This is a genomic window from Oceaniferula spumae (assembly GCF_042849255.1).
GTDB classification, from domain to species: domain Bacteria; phylum Verrucomicrobiota; class Verrucomicrobiia; order Verrucomicrobiales; family Akkermansiaceae; genus Oceaniferula; species Oceaniferula spumae.
The window spans coordinates 2,123,079-2,149,704 of record NZ_AP026866.1; the positions used below are offsets into that span (position 1 = coordinate 2,123,079).

20 protein-coding genes are annotated in these 26,626 nt (G+C 47.9%); all 20 read right to left on the bottom strand.

From position 1 onward, the window contains the following. Positions 1-24 precede the first annotated feature (24 nt). The 20 genes from ACSPJT_RS08785 to ACSPJT_RS08880 all read right to left on the bottom strand — a co-directional run bounded on the left by ACSPJT_RS08785 (position 25) and on the right by ACSPJT_RS08880 (position 26,597). A complete protein-coding gene (locus ACSPJT_RS08785) occupies positions 25-1,437 on the bottom strand; it encodes a sugar transferase (RefSeq protein ID WP_435896002.1) in 1,413 nt (470 codons plus the stop codon). A 9-nt stretch (positions 1,438-1,446) separates the two neighbouring features. Then, on the bottom strand, positions 1,447-2,211 hold the full coding sequence (locus ACSPJT_RS08790) for an exosortase-associated EpsI family protein (protein ID WP_435896003.1): 765 nt from the start codon (positions 2,209-2,211) through the stop codon (positions 1,447-1,449). A 69-nt stretch (positions 2,212-2,280) separates the two neighbouring features. Then, the gene (locus tag ACSPJT_RS08795; protein ID WP_435896004.1) at positions 2,281-3,225 is read right to left on the bottom strand and encodes an exosortase/archaeosortase family protein; all 945 of its coding nucleotides are present in this window, start codon (positions 3,223-3,225) and stop codon (positions 2,281-2,283) included. 142 nt (positions 3,226-3,367) lie between these two features. Further along, complete coding sequence (locus ACSPJT_RS08800; protein WP_435896005.1) at positions 3,368-4,642, bottom strand: glycosyltransferase family 4 protein; 1,275 nt, start codon at positions 4,640-4,642, stop codon at positions 3,368-3,370. 14 nt (positions 4,643-4,656) lie between these two features. Beyond that, positions 4,657-6,930 (bottom strand): O-antigen ligase family protein, encoded by a 2,274-nt coding sequence (locus ACSPJT_RS08805; protein ID WP_435896006.1) that lies wholly within the window; start codon positions 6,928-6,930, stop codon positions 4,657-4,659. A 192-nt stretch (positions 6,931-7,122) separates the two neighbouring features. After that, positions 7,123-7,641 carry a hypothetical protein gene (locus ACSPJT_RS08810; protein ID WP_435896007.1) on the bottom strand — a complete coding sequence of 173 codons (519 nt, stop codon included), beginning with the start codon at positions 7,639-7,641 and terminating at the stop codon, positions 7,123-7,125. Then, positions 7,638-9,044 carry a DUF1501 domain-containing protein gene (locus ACSPJT_RS08815; protein WP_435896008.1) on the bottom strand — a complete coding sequence of 469 codons (1,407 nt, stop codon included), beginning with the start codon at positions 9,042-9,044 and terminating at the stop codon, positions 7,638-7,640. The genes ACSPJT_RS08810 and ACSPJT_RS08815 overlap by 4 nt, the downstream gene beginning before the upstream one ends. Further along, complete coding sequence (locus tag ACSPJT_RS08820; protein WP_435896009.1) at positions 9,041-11,188, bottom strand: DUF1800 family protein; 2,148 nt, start codon at positions 11,186-11,188, stop codon at positions 9,041-9,043. Before ACSPJT_RS08820 ends, ACSPJT_RS08815 begins: the two co-directional genes overlap by 4 nt. 186 nt (positions 11,189-11,374) lie before the next feature. After that, positions 11,375-12,301: a glycosyltransferase gene (locus ACSPJT_RS08825; RefSeq protein WP_435896010.1), complete on the bottom strand. Its 927-nt coding sequence runs from the start codon at positions 12,299-12,301 to the stop codon at positions 11,375-11,377. 206 nt (positions 12,302-12,507) lie between these two features. After that, positions 12,508-15,216, bottom strand: coding sequence for a glycosyltransferase (locus ACSPJT_RS08830; protein WP_435896011.1), 2,709 nt, complete (start codon positions 15,214-15,216; stop codon positions 12,508-12,510). After that, positions 15,213-16,451 (bottom strand): glycosyltransferase family 4 protein, encoded by a 1,239-nt coding sequence (locus ACSPJT_RS08835; protein WP_435896012.1) that lies wholly within the window; start codon positions 16,449-16,451, stop codon positions 15,213-15,215. The genes ACSPJT_RS08830 and ACSPJT_RS08835 overlap by 4 nt, the downstream gene beginning before the upstream one ends. Before the next feature lie 31 nt (positions 16,452-16,482). After that, positions 16,483-17,481 carry an NAD-dependent 4,6-dehydratase LegB gene (locus tag ACSPJT_RS08840; protein WP_435896013.1) on the bottom strand — a complete coding sequence of 333 codons (999 nt, stop codon included), beginning with the start codon at positions 17,479-17,481 and terminating at the stop codon, positions 16,483-16,485. 18 nt (positions 17,482-17,499) lie between these two features. Further along, complete coding sequence (locus ACSPJT_RS08845; protein WP_435896014.1) at positions 17,500-18,417, bottom strand: NAD-dependent epimerase/dehydratase family protein; 918 nt, start codon at positions 18,415-18,417, stop codon at positions 17,500-17,502. A gap of 68 nt (positions 18,418-18,485) precedes the next feature. Further along, positions 18,486-19,178 carry a sugar phosphate nucleotidyltransferase gene (locus tag ACSPJT_RS08850; RefSeq protein WP_435896015.1) on the bottom strand — a complete coding sequence of 231 codons (693 nt, stop codon included), beginning with the start codon at positions 19,176-19,178 and terminating at the stop codon, positions 18,486-18,488. A 45-nt stretch (positions 19,179-19,223) separates the two neighbouring features. Beyond that, positions 19,224-20,219: a hypothetical protein gene (locus tag ACSPJT_RS08855; RefSeq protein ID WP_435896016.1), complete on the bottom strand. Its 996-nt coding sequence runs from the start codon at positions 20,217-20,219 to the stop codon at positions 19,224-19,226. Then, a complete protein-coding gene (locus ACSPJT_RS08860; RefSeq protein ID WP_435896017.1) occupies positions 20,212-21,321 on the bottom strand; it encodes a glycosyltransferase family 4 protein in 1,110 nt (369 codons plus the stop codon). Before ACSPJT_RS08860 ends, ACSPJT_RS08855 begins: the two co-directional genes overlap by 8 nt. Before the next feature lie 34 nt (positions 21,322-21,355). Further along, positions 21,356-22,273 (bottom strand): hypothetical protein, encoded by a 918-nt coding sequence (locus tag ACSPJT_RS08865; RefSeq protein WP_435896018.1) that lies wholly within the window; start codon positions 22,271-22,273, stop codon positions 21,356-21,358. Positions 22,274-23,090: 817 nt separating this feature from the next. Then, positions 23,091-23,909: a class I SAM-dependent methyltransferase gene (locus ACSPJT_RS08870; protein ID WP_435896019.1), complete on the bottom strand. Its 819-nt coding sequence runs from the start codon at positions 23,907-23,909 to the stop codon at positions 23,091-23,093. A 67-nt stretch (positions 23,910-23,976) separates the two neighbouring features. Next, positions 23,977-24,972 (bottom strand): glycosyltransferase family 2 protein, encoded by a 996-nt coding sequence (locus tag ACSPJT_RS08875; RefSeq protein ID WP_435896020.1) that lies wholly within the window; start codon positions 24,970-24,972, stop codon positions 23,977-23,979. Between the two features lie 53 nt (positions 24,973-25,025). Next, positions 25,026-26,597, bottom strand: a complete 1,572-nt coding sequence (locus tag ACSPJT_RS08880) for a hypothetical protein (protein ID WP_435896021.1) — start codon at positions 26,595-26,597, stop codon at positions 25,026-25,028. Positions 26,598-26,626 lie beyond the last annotated feature (29 nt).

Here is a 26,626-nt window from a genome sequence, read left to right on the forward strand (position 1 = left end):
TAGAAATGACTAGGCTGGGAATGTTTACTTGGCTCCACGTCCAAAAAGCACTGCCGGAACCGTCATGATGATGAGTTTCAAATCAAGCCACAGAGACCAGTTATCAATGTATTCCAGATCCATCTTCACCCAGTCTTCCCACTCGGTAATGGTATTCCTACCGCCGGCCTGCCAAGTGCATGTGATGCCAGGCTTGACGCTGAGTCTGCGACGATGCTCCGACTTTTCAAACTTCACGACTTCATAGACGGGCAACGGTCTGGGTCCTACCAAACTCATATCGCCCGAGAGCACATTGAGCATCTGCGGGAGTTCATCGATGCTCCATTTCCGGAGAAAACGTGCGAAGGGAAATACCCGTGGGTCATTTTCCAGCTTAAATACAGGACCGCTCATTTCATTCCCCATCTCCGCCTTCACCCCTTCCAGACGAGCTTCGGCATCGACCACCATGGTTCTAAATTTCCACATTTTGAAGGGCTTACCATATTTCCCTGCTCTGTCTTGACGAAAGAAAACGGGAGCCCCCGGGCTGGAAATCCTGATGCCGAGAATAGCCAGCAACCATAATGGGGATGTGATGAGGATGAAAATAAATGCGCCAATCCGGTCCATCGCCGCCTTTAACAGCAATGCCCATGACAGCTCGGGTGTGGCTCGCAACACCAGCATGGGTTTTCCTCCCAAGTTATCAAAGGTAGGACGAGAGACCTGAGTTCGGATGAAGCCAGCGGACACCCATGTCTCGATCCCCTGCTTCTCACAAAGCTCGACCGTTCTGGAAATCTCCCTGAACACCGCATCGCGGGCTGCGATGATCACCCGTTGGACAGAATTTTCCACCAAGATGGCTTCCAGATCCTCCAACTCACCCCCACCAAAGTTGAATCGATCTACCACTTCCCAATAGTCGGTTACCTCGTGAGGCATCGTCGAAAGCAGCTCCTCGATATCATCCGGTGTGCCCGCGATGACCACCCGCTCCCTTTGACCACCGTCTTCACGTGCTGCTCGTTTAAGGCTTTGCCTGACAATGACGTCTCTCGTCAGCAGTAATATCGAAGAAATTCCAAAAGCTGTCGCCAAGACCAACCGACTGGCAGTAGACATCTGGAAGAACACCACCATGATTGCAACCGCCACCCCGATCACAATCAAACAGCGGACCATCTGGGAGAGTGATTCTGCCACCGTTTTGCGCATCATGTTCCGGTAGAACCCGAACATTTCCAGAATCAGTGGCGTGAACGGAACTACAATGAAAAGCAGCCAAGAAATTTCGGCCAGGCCGATTTCTGTCGATTCCGACATTCCAAACAACGGCCGCAATACGGGCCGTAGTTTGTCACCCAGCCAAAAGCCTGAAAAAACCAGAAAGGCGTCACATATTTGCAACGCCTGGATTGAGAACTGCTCTCGTTGTCTAGAACCAATCATATCGCTTCGCTAGCTATTGTCACCAGCATCTTCGGGCACATCGACAACCAATGGCGCCAGCTTCTTGATGAACGTCGCTAGCAGCTTTTCGGTTTCCTCAAGATTATAAGATTTCCCCTGCATCGCGCCTTGCTCCGCGTAGGCTCCAGTAACAACCATTGAAAACGTAACATACGCCCACCGTTGATCATATCCCTTGAACAATCTGTCCTTCATATCAATCATCGTACGATCGTAGTGACCGGGTGTTATATCCGTGTGACCTAAGAAAGTGTAATACTGAACTCTTCGGGCATAAAGTTGTTCGCCGTTTGGAAGGATCACCGGTTTCTTCGTTTCCGGATCGAACACCGTTTTTCTGCAGACAATTTCACGAAATGTCATATCGCCGCCATCGCGGAGAGCTCCAGGCACCACTACATCGGTTTCTTTTTCAAAGTTCCAGCCTTGAGCTTGCAAACAAACTTCAGGACGGTGAATACTGTTATTAAGATCCTTGCCCGAGAATACCACTGACACCTCAAAGCCGGGGATCGAACTGTCTGATGAGTCGACATATGACACGCGTTCGAACTCTGTATCTGCAGCTAAAATTTCACGTTCACGGCCGGTAACGGTAACTCTTTTACCTCGGTAAGTTTCAAATTCTAACGGCAGATGACGAGCCAAGCGAGACGGCTTCATCGACTCAGCTTTCGGTAAACACCAAACCGAGGAAAACCCTACAGCCAGAATTCCGGTTAGAATCAGGATTCTAATTTGCAATTTGCTCATCAATTTCAAGGAAAGGGGTGGGAAGTAACACAGAGAAAATGGTTAGACAGCTATGATAACGAATGCTCGTCAGCCTTGGATTCTTTTACGGACGACTTTACGATTGGTTTTCCAATTCAACAGTCGGTCAAGGACGAAGAGCCCGGCTAGTGCGATCGGGAAAAAAAACAACAGTCCAGCCCAATCATGCCAAGCCCCTGCAGCAAATTCGCTGAAACCCATTTCGGCCAGCACTAGAATCGTGAAGATCCTGAAAAAATTTGCCACCAAGGCAAGGGGTAAGGCGCAGGCGAAGAGAAATGCTTTTTTCCACAGTTCTTTTTGGGTGTAATAGGCGTAGATAGCAGAAATCATCACTAACGCCATCAAAGACCGTATTCCGCTGCAACCGGCTGCGATGTCCAATGTATTCCAGCTGTTGTCAGCCGAATGGATTTCGTTACCAGTATTGACGATATTCATGCCAACCAACAAACCTGCACGGTAGCAAGACTCGGTGACGGCCACCTGAAGGAAACTAGTGGCTTGTTGAATGCCCGGAACAGGTATCGCAAAATACCAAAAAAACGCTGGAAACAACATGTGTCTAGCTACTCGCCAGCCAAAGAGGTAACTAACCCCGCCAACGATCAAAAAAGGCACTCCTATAAGAGCAATTCTTGGCTGCAATGTTCGCGCAGAAGCAACGTAAAGCACGATTCCGAAAAGCACTGGCACCAACCCGAGCAACATGGGTTTCACCGGCTCCTTTCTCATCGTGTCCCAGGCCATGACCACGAACGCGACGAACAGAAACGGAATGGCCCAGCCATGAATGAAGTCGTTTTTGGTGTTCCAAGCTCTCCAAGTCCACCCAACAAGATCACTCCCCACTGCGGTCTTAAACAAGGGTACAATTGCAAAGAAAACATAGAGAACACAGGCCAGAAGAACAACTGGACCATATTCCTTAAGCCATAATATTGCACAATTTACATTGTCGTGCTTGCCGTCTTTACAACTTGCTTTTCTCATATGATTACATGTCTCAATTCAGAGCTAGCGCCTTTAGGCTGACTATGCGAGGCCCGTCATTCTTTATCCATCCTCCAAACTGTCAACCTCCTAAACCCCCAATGATCTTAGATTTCCAGCCTCTCACTTTCATCATTGCATATCACCTAGCTTTGACTGACCTGATCAGACCGGCTATTTGATCACGCCACTGATCAGGATCCGCATTAATCTTGAGCCACTCTCTACCTTCACGGCCCATAGCCCGTCGCTGTTCTGGCTTAAGCGCCTCCATCCGTATAACCGATTCTGCCAGCTCCATAGCATATCCTGGTGTATGGGTATAGCCAGTATGTCCATCGGTGACAGTCTCACTAAGTCCCCCCGAGCTAGCTGCCAACATAGGCTTCCCATGATCATAGGCTTCGTAAGTTACCAGCCCTAGGGGCTCCCACCAAACTGAGGGCGCGATCATGGCACGTGAGCTTGCGATGAGATCAGCCTTCGCCTGCCCCTTCACAAAGCCCATACACTTAATCTTCGGTGAATTATCCGCAGCATGATTTACTTCGTTTTCCATTTCACCTTCTCCGCCGATCATTAACACAGGGCACTGCGAACCCATCTCTTTTTCAACGATTTCCCATGCTTCCAGAAGCACTTTGACCCCCTTTTCCTCTACCAATCTGCCTAGAAAAAGGTAATAACCCGAATCCTCATTATCCGGTTCAGTCTCAATCATATGCCAAGGATGCAGTAGCGTGACTATGTCTTCAGCAGGTATCCCCGCTTCGACGAATTTGGCACGCATAAACTCAGAAATAGCGATCCAGCACTTCACAGCTTGGAGCCAACCATTACGATGCAAGTGTCTTAGAACCTGGGCAAACAAAGCGGACTTCAATCGTGACCCTTGCCATGCTCCAGCTTTGATCTCTGCCCAATATTTCCCTTGAAGTGATTCCTCAGCCACCCGGTCACCAAGCCACAATGTGCCACCCACGGAAAAAGGCCTGAAGTTATGAATGTATTGGACCACGGGCACATCCAACGCAAGTGCCTCAGCATAGATTCCCGGTGATCCCACAGGATATATATTATGCAGAAGAAGGGCGTCCGGCTGACATTGCGCGACTTTCGCTTTTAGTGCGGCCCGGCTCCGTGGGTTGTTAAACATCAGACTGACCTGTCTTAACTTCGATGGAGCGCCTTGCTTAAGCCACTCATCACTGGAGAACAGGCACTCGTCCATTTGATGATAAGGCGATAGCATCTTATCAATGTTCTCAACTACCAACTCCTCTCCACCGTAAGATGAATACTTGTTGAATACTTGAAGAATTTTTAAGCGGTCACACATATCTATTTTCCAATCTTCACCGGACGGTAGGATTGCTTTGAATTCTTCGGCCGCATGACAGCTTGAATTTGTTGTCACTTGGATGTGTCAATTCACTCATTTTCACCAACTCCCGTTTGCTTGAAAAACTCCAATATTTGCTTCACCTCATCATATCCTTTAGTGCCGCGCTTATCACTCTCACCCTTCAACAAGGTTTTGTGAATGGAGTAGTTCTTCTCCGCGAGCAATAGGGCCTCATAGGCTTCATTCGGCTGACGTTTATACCAAAGAAATTTAGCCTTACGCAAATAATGCTCACCTATTTCTCTGAGAAAATAGTGTGTCTTACTGTAAATTATTCCATTCGGCAATTTCGACTTTGCGTCATCAACCAATGCATCAGATGCTTCATAGTCCTCCGTAGCATCTAACAGCGCCACATACTCAATTGTTACCCTTACGAAAGCTTGCCCGGGTTCCTCTCTGAAAATCTCCAACGGCTCAAGTAATTCATAGGCACGTTGATATTGTTTCCGCGCTTCCTTCACATTACCATCTCGCCACAGCTTACCAGCTCTGAGCCGCAGAACCTCCGCCCATTTGAGATCAATTTTAAGCCAGAACCTCCTTGCAGCCCCCAAGTGATTGGCGTGTTGAAAGTGTTGGTCTGCCTTTTCATACTCCTCTAAGTAACCGTGTATTTCGGCTAAGTTGACTTGCGAGACTGGATCATAAGGATGGCGTTGGGCCGCAAGGTCATACATTGATATGGCCTTTTTCAGCATAGTTTTTCGTTCATCACCATGCAATTCAGTTGCCTCAAGTCGATATAGGGCCCCAAGTTTAAGTAGACGTCTATAACTGGGAGCCAACTTCACGGATTCTTCCAAAGCTGGAATCCAAATCGACCTTTGCACTGCTTGCGGTTTCCATAAGCCAACCTCGCTACCCATCCTATTCTTCAAGAGCGGCATCCCCCCTTTCAAGTGGTAATAACCCAAGCCTACACTGGCCCCTCCCATTATCATGAGCACTATAGCGATCACGTATGACAGCCATCGCCCCGCTCCTCCACTGCCTTTTATTTTTTGAGAACCTGCCACAGGCAGCACCCAGATCGTACAACATACGAACAATAACAAGTTTGCCAATATATGCATCCTGAAATCAAAGATAACATGTACCAGCATCACCACCATTCCAGATACACCCGCAATCGCTAATGCCATCGCATTAGCCCCTTCTTTAAATCCGTCTTTTTTCACACGACTCGATAAATAAACGACTCGGCGGACTCCTATTATCAAATGAATTAATAATAGTGCCATTACTAGCAGGAAACCAACAATTCCATAATCAGCCATAACCTGCAAATACTCATTATGAACAAATTCAGGATTCGCTTCATATGAAGCTAGATTCGGATTCCAATATTGAAAACACTCATAGGAAAAGCTTCGACTTCCAGCACCAATGACGGGATGATCTGCAAATTGCTCAACAGCCATAGGCCAATATCCCAGTCGCGCGTTTGTGTTGAATGTCAGTTTTTGCTTTTCCTCTGTGGGGGCACGATTAACAAACACCCATTTTGCGGCAATACCCCCAGTGATCAGTCCAGCACAACCAATCAACAAAACGTATTTTCTCAAACGTCTCCGTAATTCGTCTCCTTGACCATTAAATGAAACCCATAGCAATAATAACAGTGCTACGCCCCCTGCAACCATACCTATCATTGCAGACCTAGACTGTGCCAGGCACGCACAGGCTAATGCCAGCGCTGAAAATAAGCACAGTAGCAATCTAATCCATTTGCCGAACCGCCCCCACAGACCCAGACTCAACGCTAACAAACCTGCCATGGATACAAAATTTGCGAAACTTCCTTGATAGCCATACATTCCAGTAATCTTCACTGGGATTTCCGAAGCTGACTGCCATATCGGGGAAACCCCTTGACTGAACATTCTAACAAAGGAATAACCTGCACCATCTGTAAATTGCATTAAAGCCGAACCAATATGCAAACAAAGCATAAGCAAAATAATTGCGGCGAGCGACAACCTGATTTTGTTACCCTCAATTACGTGGCCCGATACTAGGTATAAAATTCCAGCTGCGAGAATCAGAAATATATCTTCCAATGCTAGATCCATGACCGGAGAGGTCACAGCTCTATACACCAAATAACAAATAGCCAGAATCACAGGCAAAAGCATCTTAATATTGAAATCTGTTCGGAGTGCTAGAACAGCACCCAGTAATCCAGAGACACCGAGTAATATCAATGATGGTGACTGCAGAGGGAGACTGATAGTTGTTCCTAGCATACACGCTAATAAAACACCAAAGCTCAGTAGAACTGTTAGTAAACGATTCAATTTTTTAGATTGGATTTATGGTGATATTTTAAATAACTCCTTAAGGATCCAGGATCATTTAAGAGACATTAGCGCAGTGAGATCCTCTACATCATATCCCCGCCGACAATCAATCTGCCGAAGTTGTGGATGCATTCAATAAATGACTCTCCAGAGGATTACAGGTTAGCTCACCGTCATCCCAACGATTCATCACTCTGGTTGTTTCGGATCAAAGATGATATCATCTTCATTCCACATGATTCCATCATTACCGGCAGATCTCAAGATAGTATAACTTGAAGATTCTTGATGAAAAAACAATGGATTCCCCTGGCGATCAGTGATTTCTCCATGGCGATTGATAGAGGGATGATCGGGGCGAATCCAAGCGACACTGTGTTTGTTGTTACCTGAGATGAACTTTGTGAAGTCACGATTATCTGCGAAAACTAGGGTGTGATGGTCTTTGACAAGAATCCGTGCATTCATAAGCACGTCCGCCAGCAGTCGCAGATCGTTTTTTTGGTTCCCGCCAGGTTTGTAGAATTCTTGGTCAAACTCGCTGTTTTCAATGATGGTCAGCTTATTTTGAACTACTTCTGGAGTGACAGCTACGGGCTGTGGGAATGGCGGGTTCTCGGGTTCTTGGGTTTTCTTCTTCGCAGAAAAATAGATTGAGATCAGAACCAACGCAGCAATTAATAATATCCATTTCGCAAACCGCTTCATAAGGTTGGAGTGAGATAGCCCAATCCCTCAGACGAAAATCGAGATAAATTAGGCAAGACCATAGGCAAGCTCGCTTGACTAACGCCCATCCAGCAGGCCATTTCCGCGAAATACTGATCCACGGATGTAGTGGGAATAAGGCGGCCGCGGCCAGTATCTAGAGACGATCCCAATGCTAGCTCTGGGTAGTCGCCATAGAATTTTCCACCGTTCACAGCACCCCCAACAACAAATTGATTACCTCCCCAAGCATGATCGGTGCCTGAACCATTGGACGAGAGAGTACGGGCAAAATCTGATGCTGAGTATAGGGTAACCTGATCCTCGATTCCGAGGCTGGCCATTGCATTTTGGAACTCCCCTAGGGCTTGGTCGACAGATGCCAAGAGCGCCGGATGATTTGCTTCAAGGCTGCCGTGAAGATCCCATCCGGGGACGACAACGAAAAAGGTTTGCCGTTTTTTCTGCAGAGGTGTCCTTGCCGCGATGGTTTTGGCAACAGTTTGCAGCTTTACTGAAAGATTGTTAGTGGTGGTGAAGGATGTGGTCACGGCGTCTCCAAGTGCAATAGCACTTTTATAGCTCGCGTTTGCTCTAATGGCGTTTTTTTTCATCGCAGCAAATGTACGTTGAAAAGCGTTCTGGTATTGCGCATCAAGAATGGACTCGATGGCCGTTCTTTTGGGGAGGTAGGAGGCACTGTTCCAAGAAGTTAGCTCTGGGGCAACGCCGTTAGAATTAAGAGAGAGTGGCACTGTCTGGGCACCGCTTTGAAATAGGTTAATACCATCCAAGGAGATGTTCATCGATACCTGGCTCTCACCATTGAGTTCCTCGAGTAGATCTGCCATTCGTCCGGCCCAACCAGTTGTAGGTGATCTATTGTCAGGCATCGAGGAGTGCCAGTGCATTTGCTGATCGCTGTGTGAAAACAAGCCGGATGGCAACGCAGCAGAACCATTTGTATAGGAGGTAATGTCCGTTGGCTCGACCAAAGTTCCGACGTTGCAAACGAAAGCTGCTTTATTAGCCTCAAAAAGAGCTTTCAAATTTGGCATGCTGTCCTGAAGTCCGAGTGTTCTCCCGTCGGGAAGATTTCCGGTCAGCGGGGAAAAATCAGAAACAGCGAGAGCCACAGAAGTGCGAGCAGCGGCGTATTCAGCATATCCGTCTACGTCAACTGGCGCGAGCATGTTGAAAGAATCGTTGCCACCAGCCAGAAAGACACAAACGAGAGCGCGGTAATCGTCATCGGCAGGAGCCTCTGCTGCGGCAAGCTCGCCGATCAGTCTGAGATTTAAAATCGAGGAAAGTATAGGAGCTGTACTCAGAGCTGCGCAGCCTATTTCGCCAAGAAATCGGCGGCGACCTAGAAAGCGTGATGGTGGCTGTTGGTCTTTCATTTTAGAACGATGTAATCTGGGGATTCTGCGATAAGATGGACTGCTGTCTGGACGCGAGCTAACGGGGTTGTCTGGGCTTGGGTGGCCTGGATGACAGCGGCGCGAGTGGTGGAGCTCATCATCCCCCACGTGAGAAGATCATCTAAATAGTCTACGAGCTGGGGCACTGAAGCACTGTCTACCGCTATAGAGAGTGGCACTGAAAAATCGCACTTGAGGTAATCAATGGGATCAGAGCCATACGGAAGAATACCTGTAGTGATATGAGAATAAATCCGGTTATCCGTTTTGATCAAGCGATCGTGGGTAGCGATTTCGAGTTCAGGGGAGAACAGCCCCCGGTCCCTGAGTTCGCCACTAGGCTGGTGGTCGGGAAGGTAAAAGTTAAATACGCTATTGGCCGAAAGGGGCCTCTGACCGAAGTCCTGCAAGAAGACCCCAGGCCATACAGGAAATGTCGGAGTACTTCGTTCATTTCTTGCTTTGAAGGCTCTTGCAATTGCGACAGCTCGCAGGAAGGGTTCTCTAACTTTACCCGAAGCATCACCGTTTGCCGAAGGCGTGCGGGCTTCTGGGTCCATAAGGATTGCTTCGATCACCGATTTGAGATCGCCACGTTGGCCTGCGCCGTTATCATTCCATGAGCTGGCCACTCTCCTTACATAACTAGGAGTCGGGTTTGAACAGGTGAATCTCTGGATCAGCAGTTTGCTAATGAATGGGGCAATATTTGGATGATTGCAAAGAGCGTCCAATGCGTCTGATACGTCTTCAACTCCGGTCTGCCCTGCTGGGATAGTCACTCCATTTACGATGTTTTTCACACCGGGTTCATGTTCGTCATCCCACATTTTCATTGGGTAAACAAAGTCATTTCCGTTCACTGGAGCATAAAACGAGGTAGCTTGAGGCCCGCCAAATCCAAAACCTGTAAAGACTTTGGCCATCTCCGTGATGGTAGCATTGGTATAGGTTGGCTGGGGCTTGCCTTCGGAGTCCAATTTCTGCGTGCCGTCCAACTCTAATTCCCATAATCCAATCGTGAAGAGTTGCATGATTTCACGCGCAAAATTCTCATCTGGGAAGCGATCAATCGATGGATCCGATTTTCTGTTTTGGAGATGGGATAAGTAGAATCCCATCTGAGTGCTGTAAGTGACATCTTCGAGGAGGTCTCTATAATTTCCGAGTGCATGCTGCAGCAGGATATCGTAGTAGTCTGCCTGTGTGTTGGAGTTTCCGCGAATTAGATCGTTGCCGGTTATCGAAATGACGAGGATTTGGCTCAATGCGTTTCCGAGTTTTAGCCGAAGTTGGTCCTCTCCGGTCATAGCCGCTTTCCACCACCCCATTCCCCACCAGAGGGGAAAAGTTCCACCTTGGCCGGTCATTGTCTGTTTGGTCTCGGTGGGCGTGGTCGGATTTAGCTGTTGATCGATCCATGCTCCGAGCCCAATCGCCGCTACCTCATTGATGAGGTCTGGGTCAGGTCCGAAGGTTGCTTGAGTTAAAAAACGGGCGGCTTCGCTTTTGGTAACAGGGCGTTGGGGGATTACGAGGCCTGTGGAGAGAGTAAGAGTCCCGGTTCCTTCCAGCTTCCTAACAGCAGCAGAGTAATCAGCCAGATTACCATTGGAAGGGCTTCTGAGGGTATTGTCTGAAAAACCGACAAGCATCTTTTCTTCCCAAGCGCTTAGACCGTCACCATCGTTATCAATGTCGCTGATTTTCAGGCGGAAAATTTCTGATGCAGCATTCATCGGAATTTCCACACTGAGTGGCCCATCTGCATCGGAAACTAGACTTGTCACCGAAGACCAGCTATCGAGGGTAGCATTATAGCGCTCGATTTCATAGGCTTTCGCTGCAACTGAGTCCCAAGTCAGGGTAACCACATTTCCATTGGTGGCGAGGTCACTGATTTTAGGCGTGGAATCGCGGGATAGAGGGTCGGTCCCTGCGTATGACTCAATAGCATTAGAATAGCCATCGGAGTCATCGTCTCCGTTAGGCAAAAGCGACGGGTAAATCTGTTGCCAAAGGTCTGAAACACCATCTCCATTCAAATCGATCATCGCTGTTGCGATGGGTGAAGAGAGCAGAATGAGAGGTGCGAGTAATTGGACTGTGCGGTCAGAAAACATCGGGATGATATTGAAAACGAATGGATTATCTTGCTGGAACCTACGTATAGTTCGGAAACTAATGCCTACAAGGCTCTTTTTCCAGTCTGCATTAAAGCATGCGTCGATAGAATTGGTAAACCAGTATATATCAAGCATTCATGGTAGAGGTTAGCATTCCAAATGCTGTGAATATACCGATAGCTGCTAAGTGAATACGCTACTATAAGCTTGGCGAGTCTGATGCGCGACTTGCTCCCAAGTCAGGTGATTTTGAACATAGGCTTGGTTTTTGAGGCCTTTGTCTTTCCATTCGTGCTTGCAGTCTAATGCGGTTGAAATCGTTGTAGCTATTGACTCGGGTTTGGGTTCGGTGAGCCAACCTCCACCACTTTTTTCTACGTGACTGGCAACTCCGGCTTTCGAAGACACAATGACGGGGCGAGCCGCCAACATTGCTTCTACGATGCACAATCCAAATCCGTCGAAACGAGATGGCAGGACGACTAGATCGGCATCAGCCACGATCTCCATCGCACTTTCAGGCCTTCTTCCAGTGAAAGTGACCTGATCTGTGATTCCGAGATTAGCTGTCAGGGCTTCAAGCTCGTTGCGATCAGTCCAGTCGTTGCCAGTCATGATGAGTTTGGCGCTCGCATTATGGGGACTCGCCTTGCTCATTACTTTTGAAAACCCTTCCAGAAGAAGATCCAAGCCTTTATGATTCCTGTCCATTCGGCCGAAGTAAAGGATCCGTGTTTCCTCAGAATCAACTCCTGGAATTCTTGCATCAGCTGGAAGATCGTTGAGCATCTCTGGTTCACATCCATTTGGAACGACGACGGTTTTTACCTCGCAGCCCATATCACGGAGTGGTTTTTCATGGCTTGCATCGAGGAGTTGGACAGCGCATGAACCGGAGATGAGTTGCTTCTCAAACAGGTGCCAATAAAGAGCTTTTCGATATCTGTGCTCTCTCAGTAAGGGTTCGACATAAGGGTCATGAGGAATGAAAATATAGGGTATGCCGTGCTTACGAAGATGTCTCCCCATGGCCGCCATTGGCGGATTGAAGGTTCCGTGAAGAACCAATCCATCAAGCTTATGAGTGTTGCTCGCTAAATCCGCAAGCATGCGCTCGGGTAGATGAAATGGGGTGCGCCTTCCTTCGTTTGAATAATGAATAATCTCCTCGTTCCGAGCTTGTTCGATTTTTCCAGGACGGAGGCTGATTATGGGGCAATAGCCCGGCTCGATCCGGTTCAGCGCGCGCGACAACCCTCGGCAAAAGGCGGCAGAACCATCTCTACCCGGATAATGGGGAAGAAAGTGTGCGATTCTCACTTTAGGTGTATCGGGTTAGGTGCTTCTTTACGTGCGTTTTCCTGAACGAGTATTTGCCGATAGAATCCATCAATTTCCTCAGCCTTCGTATCCCACTGAAAATCTTTGGCTCGTTTGATACATTCCCGGGTGAAGTTTCGGCCACTTGATTTTTCGGCTGCAAGCTTTCGGATCGCGTCAGCGAAGCCTGCAATTGAATCCTCGCGGGAGGCTGGTTTGATTTTATATCCGCAGCGATCATTCACAATAAGTCCAGGGCCACCCCAGTCGAGACAGATAACGGGCTTTCCAAGAGCTAGTGCTTCCAAACAAGCTTGCCCGAACGCTTCGTGGAGAGCGGGATGGAGCAAGGCATCGGCAGATGAGATTTTTCCAAACACTTCTTCTAAGCTCTCTAGACGTCCTACGAAATTCACGCATTCGTTGATACCGAGCTTTTTGGCGGTATGTTGGAGATGCGACAGTTCTGGGCCGTGCTCTAGAATAGTGAGGCGAACGTCCAATCCATCATTTTTGACCGCAGCGACCGCCTCAAGTGCGATGTCAACGGCCTTCCAATGAACCAGCCGACAGGCTGTCACCAACTCCAGTGGACCACTCATAGGAGCAGGAACGGGAGGGTGGGCCTTGATATACGCTTCCAAATTATCATCACCGGTCGCGGATTGAGGCATCATGGAAGTACGTCTCACCCCCATTCTGCGGAGCGCGTTCTCCGTCGCGGGGGTTGCAGCGAGTGTCCAAGCATTCGAAATGTAATAATGATGGAGGTATTCGAATTTTTCCAATAAGTTCCGCACTGTGGCTCTCATCCATTCTTCAAAAGCACCCATCCACCGAAAAGAATTCGCAAGACCCGGAGGTGTTTGATCACCGCCGCCCACAGGGCCGAAGAGCAGAGGAACGCCCAAGTCTGAAATGAGACTTGGGAACAAGTAAGTGCCGATCGTGATGTGATGAGCGACATCGAAGTGCTGCTCACTGATCAGTTGTTTTGCCTTGCTGCGTGCGAGGATCTGCCACCATGCGTAATACAAGGAAACCCCTCGTTTACCTCTCCTCCAAAATGTGAGTGCCGAGGGTGGATCAAAGTAAACCCACTGAATGCGCCCTACCCATTGCTCGCTGCTTTCCTCAATAACGGGTTTATTAATGGCTCGGGTCATGACGCAGAGATCGTGTTTTTCCGACAACTGCCGTACGAGGTTCCATGCAACGTTCGCCTCTGAGCCTCGACTGGGGCTGCATCCGTATGCTGAAATCAACACTTTCAGTCGCCCGTCGCCACTCTGATGTGCATGCGCTTCCACTGGAGGCTTATGTTGCACAAGGGGCAGGGCGGGAGTCTGATCACTATCTGAGAACGATGTGCTACCAACTTTGGCCACGGTGGGTAAGTTCCGGCTTCTCTCACGGAAGGCTTCGAGGATCAATTCATAGCTCTCATCAACCACCGTATTGAGCGGTTGGCAGCAGTCGACAACCGTCGCCCGATCGCCGAGACTCACCGCCAATTCTTTGTATGCAGCGAGTTGTCGTTTCAGCTCTTCAGGTGTGACTTCTTTTTTTCGTGCGAGGATCTGATCCGCATCGCCAGCCAGCACGATCACATGATCGGGTTTGGGCAGAAAGCGGAATACGAATTTCGCCCACTTGATCGGTGCACCGAAACGGTAACGAACCGGATCGACAAGCATGTCGTTGTAATAGCGGTCGGATATCAGCAGCTTGGACTTGGCGCGCGGATGGCGGATATTCCATATCGATGCCCACCACCATTCCGCGGTAATCAGTCCAAGCTTCAGAATGGACATGAAAAGGTTTCTCGGGGGGATGGAATGTGGATCTGGAACAATCCCACCAGGAACTTCCTGGCCTTTTCTCAAGAGCCTCGGACTCCAATGGATCATTTTAATACTAAGCCGACGATGGCTCAATTTGTGCGTCAGGCCCTCGATGACCGACGATTTGCCACTGCCATCGGGTCCCAACATCGCGACCCAAGGGTAAGGAGGATGCAAATGATGTTTCGCCTCAATGTACCAGTGGCTGATTTGGCGGGACAAGCACCCCCCGGCATCTCTCTTGAACTTGTTAAAAAACAGAGCTCGGCGGAGATCCTTGCTATGTTTCGCGGCTTCACCCGCGTTTCCGGCTATTGCCCAATCCATTAGAAACTCAGTCCACCCCGATCCGAATGCTTCATTGAGAGCAGATTCAAACTCGTCCTTATCTTGGTCGAGTGCCTGAGCGATCAGGCTGTCATACTTGGGATTATATGTTTTCCCACCCAAGACACCGGTCATCCAGGCAATCAATGCATCATGTGCCAAGCGCGGTCTGGGGATACCGTCACGACCATTGCTTACACCTTTCCAAAATCTATTTTGATCGAGAAAATCGAGACCGTTCCATTCGAAGACCGGCAATAAATCGACCTGATTCCATGAGTAAAACCACTGCTCGACATACTGGCGGGTGATCCGCAGATCCGGCTCGCCGTACGAATCCTTGAGTAACTGCCCGAATGTCGACTTGTCTGATACTGCAATATCCCAATCGCCCGTTTTGGTCACTTTATCCGCTGTGAATTCCTCGCTGCGTAACAAAGCAACGCCACGAGGACCAACTCGCTTGAGTAAGTTGATCAACGAATCAGTCTCGAACTGCGAGACTATCGTGTCTTTAGAGGAAAAAGAATTCATTTGGACCTCAGTGCCTGCTGATAGATTTTATTCATTTTCTTCGCTTTCTCATCCCACACGTAGTCGGAAAGAACCCTTTCCCGACTCGCTTCCCCAAGACGCTTCACAAGCGCTTCGTCTCTGGCCAACGTTACGATGGCGTTAGCAAAATTTTCTACAGTCTCATCAAGGGGACCCACCTCGATGCGTATCGCTGTATCTTCGGTCGTCATGTCACCGACTCCTTGATGGTTCAGGCAGATCAGGGGCTTACCTTTGCACATCGCTTCAAGAACCACAGTTCCCGATGTGTCTTTGACGCTACTGAAAATCATCGCGTGAGAGGTGATGATGAGCTGATTCAGCTCCTCTAACGGTATTCTTTTGAGAAGCTGAACTTCATCTGAAATTCCCAGTTCGGCAACCATGGCGGCCGCCGCAGACTCGTCTTTACCTCGTCCGAGCATCCGAAGGCGTATGGGTTTTTCAGCTCCAAGTATGGCTTTTGCTCGCGCCACAGCTTTCAACGCAATGATCCATCCTTTCCAAGGCTCAACCATTCCTATCCAAACCAGTTCAAATCGGTCAAAACTAGGCATGGCTTCTTGAGCAATGACATCCTTCCGATCGACACCGATTTCCATAAGGTAGCTGACCTTGTCATCATACAGTTCCGCCATCATGTTCGTGGCTTCGCTATTCGAACCAACAATTCGATCAGCACGCCCAAGTGACAAACGCACCCAGGGCACCCACTTCCAACTACGAATCATCATCGCCCTCACTTTTTCCTTCCAGGCGCGGGCACCGTAAAAGGAGATGTAGTTAGGCGAGACTGTCGAAGTCCCTCCCACTGGGCCAACCACCACGGGTTTCGAGCTGAACCACCAGAGTCCCGGTAGCCGGATCGAGCTGTACGTCATGTGATGGAAAAGATCAAAACCTCCGAGTTGCTTGCGGAAGCGCCACATCACTCCGAGCTTCCAGAGAGCAAAAAACGCCTGTGTCGGCAAAATGCCTTTTTTCTTGAGCCATATCGCTAGAGCCCCCGGATCGTGATACAGAAATTCAGGCCGCGTCCCTCCCGGATAATCGGGGTTTTCCGCATAATATTTCTCGATCACCGGTTGGTTGTTGGCACGCGTGGCCACCGTGAGTTCCACATGGGAAGCTAAGCCATTTGCCCAACCCCATCCGACCCCCGGCTCCGAGCCCTTCTCCGGCTCGCAGGCATAGGCTGTCATGAAGACTTTCATATTTCTCAAGGCAAGAGTCGCTAAGAGGCGATCAGAAATTGTAGATGTCCGCCTTGTATTGCGCCAGATTCACTGGATCGGAAAACCACTCCACGGTCTCCTTGAGGCCCTGCTCAAAACTGAATTTTGGCTCCCAGCCTGTTAGGGATTTGATCTTACCATTTGCTCCCAAGAGACGCTCTACCTCACTCTTTGATGGGCGCAAACGCGTCTCATCTACAACCACCTTTGCGCTAGGACGTATCATTGCGATGAGGGTTTTCGCCATGTCACCCACGGAGATTTCCTCTTGGGTGGCAATGTTGATTTCCTCCCCAATTGCGGCATCCGCCTCGGCGATGCTGATAAAGCCCGCTGCCGTGTCTTTCACGTAAACCATGTCCCGTGTCGGCTCCGGAGAGCCCAGCTTGATTTCATCCATTCCATTACAAAGCTGGCTGATGATGGTGGGAATCACCGCGCGAGCCGATTGTCTCGGGCCGAAGGTGTTGAACGGACGGACGATGGTCACCGGAGACTCAAAGCTCCTGTAATAGCTTTCAGCCATGCGATCAGCACCAATCTTTGTTGCGGAGTAAGGTGACTGTCCTTGATATGGGTGAGCCTCATCGATGGGGACATATTTCGCCGTGCCGTATACTTCTGAGGTAGACGTCACCAGAATACGTTCTGTCTCCAGCCTGCGTGCCTCCTCCAGTACATTCAGCGTTCCGGTTATATTGGTGGAAACATAGCTTTCCGGAGAATAGTAGCTGTAGGGAATGCCGATTAGAGCAGCGAGATGGAAGACAACATCCATCCCATTCATCGCCATCGCTACCGCGCCCCTGTCCCTGATATCACCGGTCACGACTTCGACCTGGGAGATAGTCTCCTTCGGAATGGAGTCCAGCCAGCCCCATGAGTTGAAAGAATTGTAGTAAGCGAAGGCCCTGACCTTGCAGCCCTTCGCGACAAGTTGTTCGACTAGGTGACTGCCAATGAAGCCGTCAGCCCCCGTAACTAATACGGTTTTGTTTTTGATATTCATAATCTTTGATTGGCTGTTTCAGAAAAAAGACGCAGCTGTTTTAATTTGTTCGCTCGCAGCCTGCTGCAATGTCTTGGAGACGACCCAGCCTGTAGCTCCAGACATTTTTGTCGAATCTCCGACCGCCCGTCGGACGGGTGATCGGAATTTGCTTTGCGGGGACTGCAATACCTTTCCGCTCTTTCCTCCAGCGATCATGAATGCCTCTGCGAGAGAGCGTAGGCTGACGGCTTTACCGCTACATACATTGAAGACTCCAGGCAGACATTCCGTCTCGATAAGATTCAATAAGCCTTTTGTAAAATCATCAATATCTACAAAATCGCGCTCCATTTCGGCATCATCAAGATATAAATTTTCGGAACTTTCGAGAGCAAGAACTTTTCTACAAATCTTCTGACTGATAAGACTTTCTGGACTGTTGGCTCCGATTAAATTGAACGGACGGACAACGTCGATGCGGGAGCCCAACGACTCGTTAAATTGTTTGGCGATTGCTGTTTGTGCCAATTTAGAAATACCGTATGCGGAAACTGGGCGCGCAGGTTCTTCTTCGGATATTAATTTACCTGAACAACCTCCGTATTCAGCCGCGCTTCCCATTGTTATAATTCTTGTCTCAGATAAATTTTTTATACCGAGTATCGACACTAGATTTAGAATAACGCCAGTGTTGATTCTTGTGAGTTCAACTAAAGCTTCTGTGGAAGTGCTAGCACCAATAAAATTTACAATAATCTTTGGCTTTACCGTTAAAACTATATCTCGCAAAGATTTTTCATCAAGTGCTTCAGCCACGAAATGTTTCGTCTTGATGTCAGAAGCTGGATGTCTTGAAAGTGTGAAAATCTCGTATTCGGCTTTCTGTCGCAGCATGGAAATTAAAGACGTCGCGAGAAAACCGTTAGAACCGATGATCAATATGGATGTCTTCACGATAGGGTTATGGAAAAATATGAATTCACTAGGAGAAAATTATTCTGAAACGCGATAGCAACTAACGATCAGAAATGCTTGGAATATTCTTCCCTTGCTTGTGTGTAGTCATCCACTTGGCCTATATCCAGCCAATACTCCGTTATACTATAGCGCGACACTGGCTTGTTTTCACGAAGCATTTTGTGGAGTAAATCGTCCATGCCGAAGTATTCGTTTTCAGGAATTTCTGCGAATATATCTGGTTTAAAAAAATAGATACCCGCGAGAATCTCAAAGGCGAGATCCGGCTTTTCTTCTAAATTCGTTACAAGGTCATCGTCCGAGACCTGAACATTCCCAAAACGAAAAGGATGTGTGATCACTTTCGTTCCAATCGTTAGATTGGATTCCTGATTCATTCCGAATTCATACATCCGCGAATGGTCGCTTTTGGTGAGCACATCCCCATTCATCATCAGAAAAGGTTCCGTGAGATGCTCTTTTAGCAACGTAAGTGGACCACAGGTGCCTAAGCGCACTTCTTCTTTGCTGAAAACCAGATCCACCCCGTATTTGCTGCCATCTCCTAGATAAGCTTCAACATAGTCTGATTTATAGTTTGTGGCGATGTAGATTTCGTTGAACCCGTGGGCCGCCAAGGTCGTGATCTGCACCTCCATCAGCGACTGTTCACCAATCGGCAACAGCGGTTTTGGAATAACGTCGGTGAATGGTGCTAAGCGTGTGCCAAGACCTCCTGCTAGAATTACTGCTTTCATATTATGACGATTGGTTACTTCCTTTTTTGTAAACGTGTGAATCTCCTAAAATAATAAATCTGACTCATCTGACATTCGAATCAGCCGTATTTTCGTGGTAAAATGTGTCATGAATCTAGCAATTTCGTCCGAATTCATGTGCACGAAAACACAGCCCCCTTTTGACCGGAATCGAGAATTCTTAATACAAATAGAAATAAGATGGCACAATGCGGGAAGGGTTGATCTGCTTTGTATATTAAAAGCCCGAGTTGATGTTGGGAATCTTTTCGAATCAGAGTTGGATTTATTCACGAAGCGATCCACTGTCGGCCAGGAGTCGCCGAAGACAAACGAAAGTGGGGTTGGTGAAAATATCAGGAGGGCAATTTCCGTGCGGAAATGCTCAATAGCTCCAAAAAAAAATGAACTAAAATCGCGTTTAATTTGATATAAGGCTATCTCTTTCCGGACTTCTCGAATGCGCTCGACCATATATTCCCCGGAATCCATATCCAGGCCGCGAAGTACCAGAGCGGATGCTTTCCGTCCCAACGAACGCTCAAGGATATCTGTAAGCTCCGGTTTATTGTCTCGGTAATACGATATGCATTCTGACCAATAGCGCTCTTTCACGAAACCACCCCATACCAAACTATATATCAATTTCAAGGTGACCTCATATTCTCTTGGGAGTAGCGGCCACCCTTCAGGGCTGTTACGATTTGAAGATTTGATTAGTTTCTGCTGGTCGATTAGCACAATTCCTTTCCAAACTACGGATTTCACAAAGTCAATTGATCCCCACGAGTAGTAGAAAGATTGAACGGAACTTCGTGTTACAACATAATGGGGTTTTCCCAAAAGTTTTACTAGCAGAGCAGTTGCTTTATCCTTGTCACGAACAATGATATCGCAGTCACCACCGCGCTCCAAATTTTTAAAAAGATGTTGGTTTTTTACGATGACCCAGTCGTCCAATGAGTTAAAGAATCGTGATAACTCAGCAACCGGGATGGGGAATCCGGATGGGGCATAAATTTCTGCTGAATCTTCAGTCATGAATTGTTCTGAGTTCGTCAAAAATAGGAGCCATTACGCTATCCCAAGTCAGATATAACTTTGAAGCCGAATGCGCATTTTTAGATTTTTGCACTATTACATCCTGCCCAGATCTTAAAATTTCATTTAAAGAATTTGCGATACTTTCGGCGGAAATATCTGCTACCCATCCAGTATCATGTTGGGTGACAAATTTACCCATATTCGTACCAGTTGTTATTAGGACAGGTCTGCTAGCACACATTGACTCTATTATTGAAAATGGCATACCCTCCCATCTACTAGTATGGACGAATACGTGACATGAACTCAATATTTCTTGCTTATCGTTCCCAAAGAGCAAACCTTTTAGTGTTACCTTAGACTCAAGATTTTTCTGTTTGATCTGCAATGATAAAGCTTCGGTGTCGGTATCGGAGCCTTTCCCAACGATATCCAGTCGCCAAGGCGTAGTTTTAGGAACACTCTCCAAAGCGGTAATTAGCAGATCTAGACCTTTGTGTACGACTGAAATCCTTCCGATAAATAGGAACCTTATGGTGCAATCGTTATCGTTAAACCGAACTGGTTCGTAGGGTTCGGTCTCGCATCCGTTCATCGCAATGACCGTTCTAGCTTTGGCATTCAGATGCTTTACATCGGATGATTCAGTTTCCGTGAGTGTATGGACGAACAAGGCATTCCGAATCATTCTTCTTTCGACTACAAGAAGTGCGAGTTTTTTGAAAAGCCTACTTTTGTAACGAATCTGTCCCGGCGAGTATCCCCCGTTGGGAGTGGTGATCCATGGACAACCAAGAAGTGAAAATGCAATCCAGTTTCTGAGCGTGAAAACAGAATGCAGCCATAGGAGATCGAATTTGCCACGAAGACGGAGGATCGAGAACACAAAGAAGATTGAACTTGCTGTAATAACGCACAACGATATGCCAGATCTGGCCAATTCTTCAGTCTCCGCTTTTCCAGGGGATTCGACAGTGAGGAGTGTTACCTTGTGGCCTTCTTCGGCCAAACCAAAAATATGCCCTGCAATTGTTCTATCAACACCATTAGCGCTTTTATTCCGGTATCTACCTAATATAGCTATTTTCAATGGTTTCATAATTCAAATGATTTATAAAGACTATCTAAGTGATTTAAAAGTGACCAGCTTTGCGAGGTTTACTGAGCGGTTCAAATGATTTTGGGTTTTTGAACGAGTATTCTCGGTTTAGTCCGGATTGCTGTATTGTTCTACCAATCTGTGCTAGTCGGGGATGATTGCTAATCAGGTAATCCTTAATCGCTCTCATGTTATGTTTTTTCTTTGGAGTTATATTCAGTTTTATCTGATGGGCGGTATCATTCCACTCTTCTAGATAATCGCTCTGCTGTGGATTTCTTAGAAAGATTTTTTCCTCCGAGACCCTTTCCGCAGTTACTATTACAGAAATTTGATGCTTTGATATAAGTTTGATCCGGTCATGTTTTACTGCGGGATCATGAACCCTGTACCATCTACGCTTTGAATCGTATTCTATAGCAATCATTCTAATTATTTTGTACCCATTTTCTTTAGATAAAATACGATACAACAGTTCAGGGCTAAATTGATAAAAGCCATGGCCAAAGAAATTATTTGCGGGGCCTGCCCAAGTTAAATAGCCTCCAACTTTCACCATCTCCATGCAGTTTTTAACTGCGACCGGTAGGTTGAAAATGTGTTCCAGCGAACCTGATTCACAGACAAAATCGAATTTCTTTTTCCATTTGTCGGGGATTGGGTCGTTTAAATCGTGGATAAGATCTGCGCTCTCGTAGTCAGAAAAGTCCATGGAATTGACAGAAAGTGCGCCCAACGATGAGAAAAGAGGTTCAGCATACGGTCGTCTTTTCGATTTCCAATCGATATTGGGCTGTGCCTCAGCGGGAATTCCAAATTCTTTTAACAAACGATCAAGTTCAGATTCGCCCATCTGCAGCGTTTGGCGCGCGATCGTTAGCACTGATTTTCCGCGAATTGTCTTTTTTGAATCCGCCAAGAGATAGCGTGTGGTTTCATTGTCTAAGCCCATAATTATTTGAGTTATTGAAATTCATTGGATAAAATTACTGTTTAAAACGGATTATCCGGTTAACTTGATGAATATTTATTTTGAAAGTGCACACTTTGTTGATTGTTATTTTATTATTCAACTGAAGGTGCTTCTTCCCATCCTGAAAATGTTCGTAGCAAAATTCCCTTTAACATAAAAAACCACATTATTAAGAAATAAGATTTTTTTGAAAGTGACATATGTTTTAGGCTATTTATTTCAATGAATTTAAAACAGTTCGGTGTATATGAGAATTAATTTTTGTGTCGTTTAAGGGTCCCGAGGTCTACGAATTCAATAGTGAAAAATATGCATAAATGTCTGCCAGCATTCAAACGGCAGAAAGGAGACTCTATGCTAAAATTTTCAAGTTAAGCGATACTATAGCCACTCACTATGTGATATACCTTCGTCTGTAAATAGAATGTTTCGTTGACCGGCGACTCTAATTTGAGGTCTCGGCTAGTTTCAGTATTTATCTTTCTCGGAGCATCCGCTATAATTCTCTCGCGACAAGAACGGATCACTTTACAGCATCTTGGCATTCAGGTGCTAAACAGTGTCGGCGAATAGAGGAGCATCTGACTGAGTCCTCATATTTGGCTCTTTCGATTACTGGAACGATTATCGTGATCTTATCGATTCATTAATGATTAGTGGCTCAATAGACATCCTGGGAACGTTGCAGAATATCTTTCCTCCCCTCATTTTGCCTTTTTTGCCGTGACGATTAAAAGCTTTCATTTGTAACGTGTGTTTCCGTCGGCGAAATCAAAATGCTGTCTCCTAAGCTGGATTATTTGGTTGTGGGATCTGTCTGATACAAAGCACTCAGGGTATCTTTATCCAAGGCGACCTCGCCGTTAACCAAACGCAACCATGGAAGAAGATCCTCGGGAAGCTTTGGCTTCTCCACCCAGAAGGCAATATTGTTTGCCAGCGAAGGCAGCAGACTCCCCACAAGCTCGAAAAGCGGTGCCCCCAGTTTGGCGGGTATGCGGATTAGAGGATTGCTCACGGATAGTAGGCGATCGGGAAAACGGGTGGAATACCAGAAACGGCAGCGGTGATCTGCGATCGGGTTGAACGTGTTCGCCGTCTGGCGGATGTCGTCGGCGCGGAATCGATAGACGAAGTTGGGAATATCTGTGTTCTCCACCCCACCCCATTTCAGATCGTTGAAAAATACCGCAGCATGCTCCCATTTTTGTCCGAAACCCAGATTCGCACCTAACTTCGTGAAGAGGTTCATATTAGGCTCGAAACCGATCACCCCCTTACGGGCGATTCGATACATTTCCGTAATGCCACGCAGCGGACAACGCAGATGGTGCAAACCCGAATGCACCAGAACAAGGTCATAGCTGGCATCCTCCACACCGATGTTCTCTGCATTTTCAAAACGCCAGCCATAGGGGTGATAGCAGGCTCCATCGTCCACAAGCATCCTCTCGTCCAGATTGCTGATTGTGACGTTGGTAAATCCGGCCGCCCGAAGGTTGTCAAAGTCGGTCTTGCCGCCGCAGATGACGAGCATTGAATCATCTGTGGTGATCTTGCCCGCCTCGAGCAGGTCTTTGAGAGCTTTCTGGAAAAATGGATCGCTGGGGTGCATGGGAATAGAAGAGGTAAACGGGCGCATCGAAAACGGTACGGAACAGGCGCAACATCGTGCCTTGGTTTCAATCGGACAGTTTCTCTCGGGATGAGGAAGTCTTTTTAATAGGTGGCGGATACACGGCTTCGGCCGCTTGATCGGACTTCGGAAGCCGGGAAGCAAGGTTCCTCAGCCGGGATGCCGCTTCGCGTAAAAGCGGGATTTGACCAAGCTTGAGCGCCATCCGTTGCCTGCCTGAAAGATAGGGGCTGGCAAGAGCAAGTTTCTCGCGGAAGCTACCTTCCTGATCAGTACCTGTCACATGGCTTCCGAACCAGTGGAGGGTTTTGAAAAGACGCCATCGGTAAGCATGGGGACGGTAACTTTGGGTGAGGTGGTGCAAGTAGCAGTCTATTGTTTCCCGCCACATTCTGACACGATCCGTGGAGAGGGCATCCGGGTGTTCCCGGTAAGACAGCACTTCACGATCAACGACCAAACCCTTGCGCCCCTCCCGCCCTAGCGTGAGCAACAAATCAAGGTCACAGACCAGTCCGGCTGAGGGACGGAACCTAGCAAGACCTCTCCGGAAAAGGATAGCGTTGATGTTGATCGCCGGGGTGTGGCTGATGACAAAACTTTCGAGCTCCGTGATATCTCCGGCAGGCATCGACCGAAGTGCGACTCCAAACGGGCGGTTTCCCGCCTCATCAAGATGCCTGGGCCGTCCAAGCACGAGATCCAACTCCGGATTCTGGTGAAAGGGAGCGGCCAAAACCGAAAGGGCTCCAGGCAACAGGCAGTCGTCCGCCGAGAGCATCAAAACCAAATCACCATTCGCCAGAGCGGCGGTCCTGTCCCAGTTTTCGGCCATGCCTACATGGTCATCAAGAGCAATCACATTGAGACGTGGGTCTTCCACACCTGCAAGCGTACCAAGAGTCCCGTCGTTAGATTGATTGTCCACGACGAGAACCTCCAAAGGGCTGTATTCTTGAGCCAGAGCACTGCGGACAGCGTCAAAAAGGAAGCGCGCCCCGTTGTATACAGGGATGCAGATTGTTATGACTTTATCTGGCATGGGAACGGATCAGCCTTGATAGATAAGGAAAAGCAATAAGCTCTACCGCTGAGCTACGATGAGAGCCTGTCGGCTGCAGATGATGTCAAAGCAGTCTCTTCCGATGGCAAGGGTGTTGAGACCCGATTTTTCAGCGCCACCAGATGACCACGGGCAAGGCCAATGATCAGAGGGACCACAATGGGCATATATGTGCCCCCAAGAGCTTGGTATATGAACATGATGGGAAGGTAAATTGCCATCGCATCAATTAACCACCTGACAATGCCGTCGTTATCCGAAAGAGCTTTTCTCAAACGCCAAATGAATCGTATAACCATGAGATATGCGGTGACATAGAGGACACAGCCCACGATTCCGTATTGCAATAGGAGATCAGTGATCATGTTGTGAGTACGACCACTTTTCATGGCGTTTATCACAAAGCCCTCGTGTCCGAGGGTGCTTTTCACATAAAATGCCTCCTCCCATGTGATGTGATACACGGATCTGCCGAAGAAAAACACTCGGTTGTCTTTTTTCCACTGCACAACGGCTTCCTCGATGGCCGCGTTTCTCACGCTCTGCGAATCGCCAATGGTGTCATAGGCGCTCCCTTTATCGATCATCACCAATTGGACTGAGCGCGCCACATAGAAGGGCGCCTTCGTGTTGATCAAATCAGAAAATATGTTCACGGCGGCAACCAGCAATACCATAGCCATTCCCATCAGGGCGACCAGTCCTACCTGCCTCCTCATCAGCGCTCCCAACATAACCAGCAAGATACATAAGGGGAGCGATGCTCGGCCGCCTGAGAACGCAGCACCAACGATGCAGAGGAAGAACCCGGAAATCACCAAAAACTTCATTCTGAACGAGTTCGAGCTCCACCATCCTTTTCCGGTCATGATCATGAACAAAATCAAACAGACGAGCGGGGAAATGTTCCTGAGCGTGTAGACTCCAGGATACATGTTGATGATCGGTACACCCACAGCTCCGAAACCCACCCCATCATCGCTTAGTCCGTCAGCTGCTTGGAAGCCCATAAGGAACAGCGCACCCCGCACGGCGACGTTTCCGGCTATGCAGAGAACCATGATGACGATGAACCTATTGCTCCAGTTTGGCTTGAGATTGAAACCGTAAGGGCCAACCAGGAGCCAGAAAAAACAGAACATGGACGCATAACACTCAAAATATGCCTTTGTACTCGTCTTCACAGAGTAGTCCGTAGGGGAATATGGAAATGCGTAGTAGACTATAAAATGAATGAGCCCATAGAAAAAGAGCACACCTGTTACTATGGCAGCAGACGTCGAGCCGGCCTTCCTGAATTCGGGCACCTGAGGCATTGCCCCGCGTGAGATGATGAACATCAGGGACGCCAAAGCAAGCATCATCACGAACAAGTGCTCCGCATTAAACTCGAACGAGTGATAAAACACGACGCCCGAGAAGATCAGCAGGGCAGTCAACCACCAGACGTTCCTCCAGCCGTTGATCAAGAAGTAAAGGACAATCCCGACGACAGCGTAGATCCCGAGTTGTTCGTAGTCCGCGAATCCGATATCGACGGCAAGGACAATGCCGAAAATTAAGGCTATAAGAAAGACGAAGATTAAGTTGATCTTATTTTGCATAGGAATGCGGCAGGTTATTCGGAATCGGC

Coding starts and splice junctions, on each gene's coding strand:
- ACSPJT_RS08785 (WP_435896002.1), bottom strand. CDS start 1,437: ATGATTGGTTCTAGACAACGAGAGCAGTTCTCAATCCAGGCGTTGCAA.
- ACSPJT_RS08790 (WP_435896003.1), bottom strand. CDS start 2,211: ATGAGCAAATTGCAAATTAGAATCCTGATTCTAACCGGAATTCTGGCT.
- ACSPJT_RS08795 (WP_435896004.1), bottom strand. CDS start 3,225: ATGAGAAAAGCAAGTTGTAAAGACGGCAAGCACGACAATGTAAATTGT.
- ACSPJT_RS08810 (WP_435896007.1), bottom strand. CDS start 7,641: ATGAAGCGGTTTGCGAAATGGATATTATTAATTGCTGCGTTGGTTCTG.
- ACSPJT_RS08815 (WP_435896008.1), bottom strand. CDS start 9,044: ATGAAAGACCAACAGCCACCATCACGCTTTCTAGGTCGCCGCCGATTT.
- ACSPJT_RS08820 (WP_435896009.1), bottom strand. CDS start 11,188: ATGTTTTCTGACCGCACAGTCCAATTACTCGCACCTCTCATTCTGCTC.
- ACSPJT_RS08825 (WP_435896010.1), bottom strand. CDS start 12,301: ATGCTTGCGGATTTAGCGAGCAACACTCATAAGCTTGATGGATTGGTT.
- ACSPJT_RS08830 (WP_435896011.1), bottom strand. CDS start 15,216: ATGAATTCTTTTTCCTCTAAAGACACGATAGTCTCGCAGTTCGAGACT.
- ACSPJT_RS08835 (WP_435896012.1), bottom strand. CDS start 16,451: ATGAAAGTCTTCATGACAGCCTATGCCTGCGAGCCGGAGAAGGGCTCG.
- ACSPJT_RS08840 (WP_435896013.1), bottom strand. CDS start 17,481: ATGAATATCAAAAACAAAACCGTATTAGTTACGGGGGCTGACGGCTTC.
- ACSPJT_RS08850 (WP_435896015.1), bottom strand. CDS start 19,178: ATGAAAGCAGTAATTCTAGCAGGAGGTCTTGGCACACGCTTAGCACCA.
- ACSPJT_RS08855 (WP_435896016.1), bottom strand. CDS start 20,219: ATGACTGAAGATTCAGCAGAAATTTATGCCCCATCCGGATTCCCCATC.
- ACSPJT_RS08860 (WP_435896017.1), bottom strand. CDS start 21,321: ATGAAACCATTGAAAATAGCTATATTAGGTAGATACCGGAATAAAAGC.
- ACSPJT_RS08865 (WP_435896018.1), bottom strand. CDS start 22,273: ATGGGCTTAGACAATGAAACCACACGCTATCTCTTGGCGGATTCAAAA.
- ACSPJT_RS08870 (WP_435896019.1), bottom strand. CDS start 23,909: ATGCACCCCAGCGATCCATTTTTCCAGAAAGCTCTCAAAGACCTGCTC.
- ACSPJT_RS08875 (WP_435896020.1), bottom strand. CDS start 24,972: ATGCCAGATAAAGTCATAACAATCTGCATCCCTGTATACAACGGGGCG.
- ACSPJT_RS08880 (WP_435896021.1), bottom strand. CDS start 26,597: ATGCAAAATAAGATCAACTTAATCTTCGTCTTTCTTATAGCCTTAATT.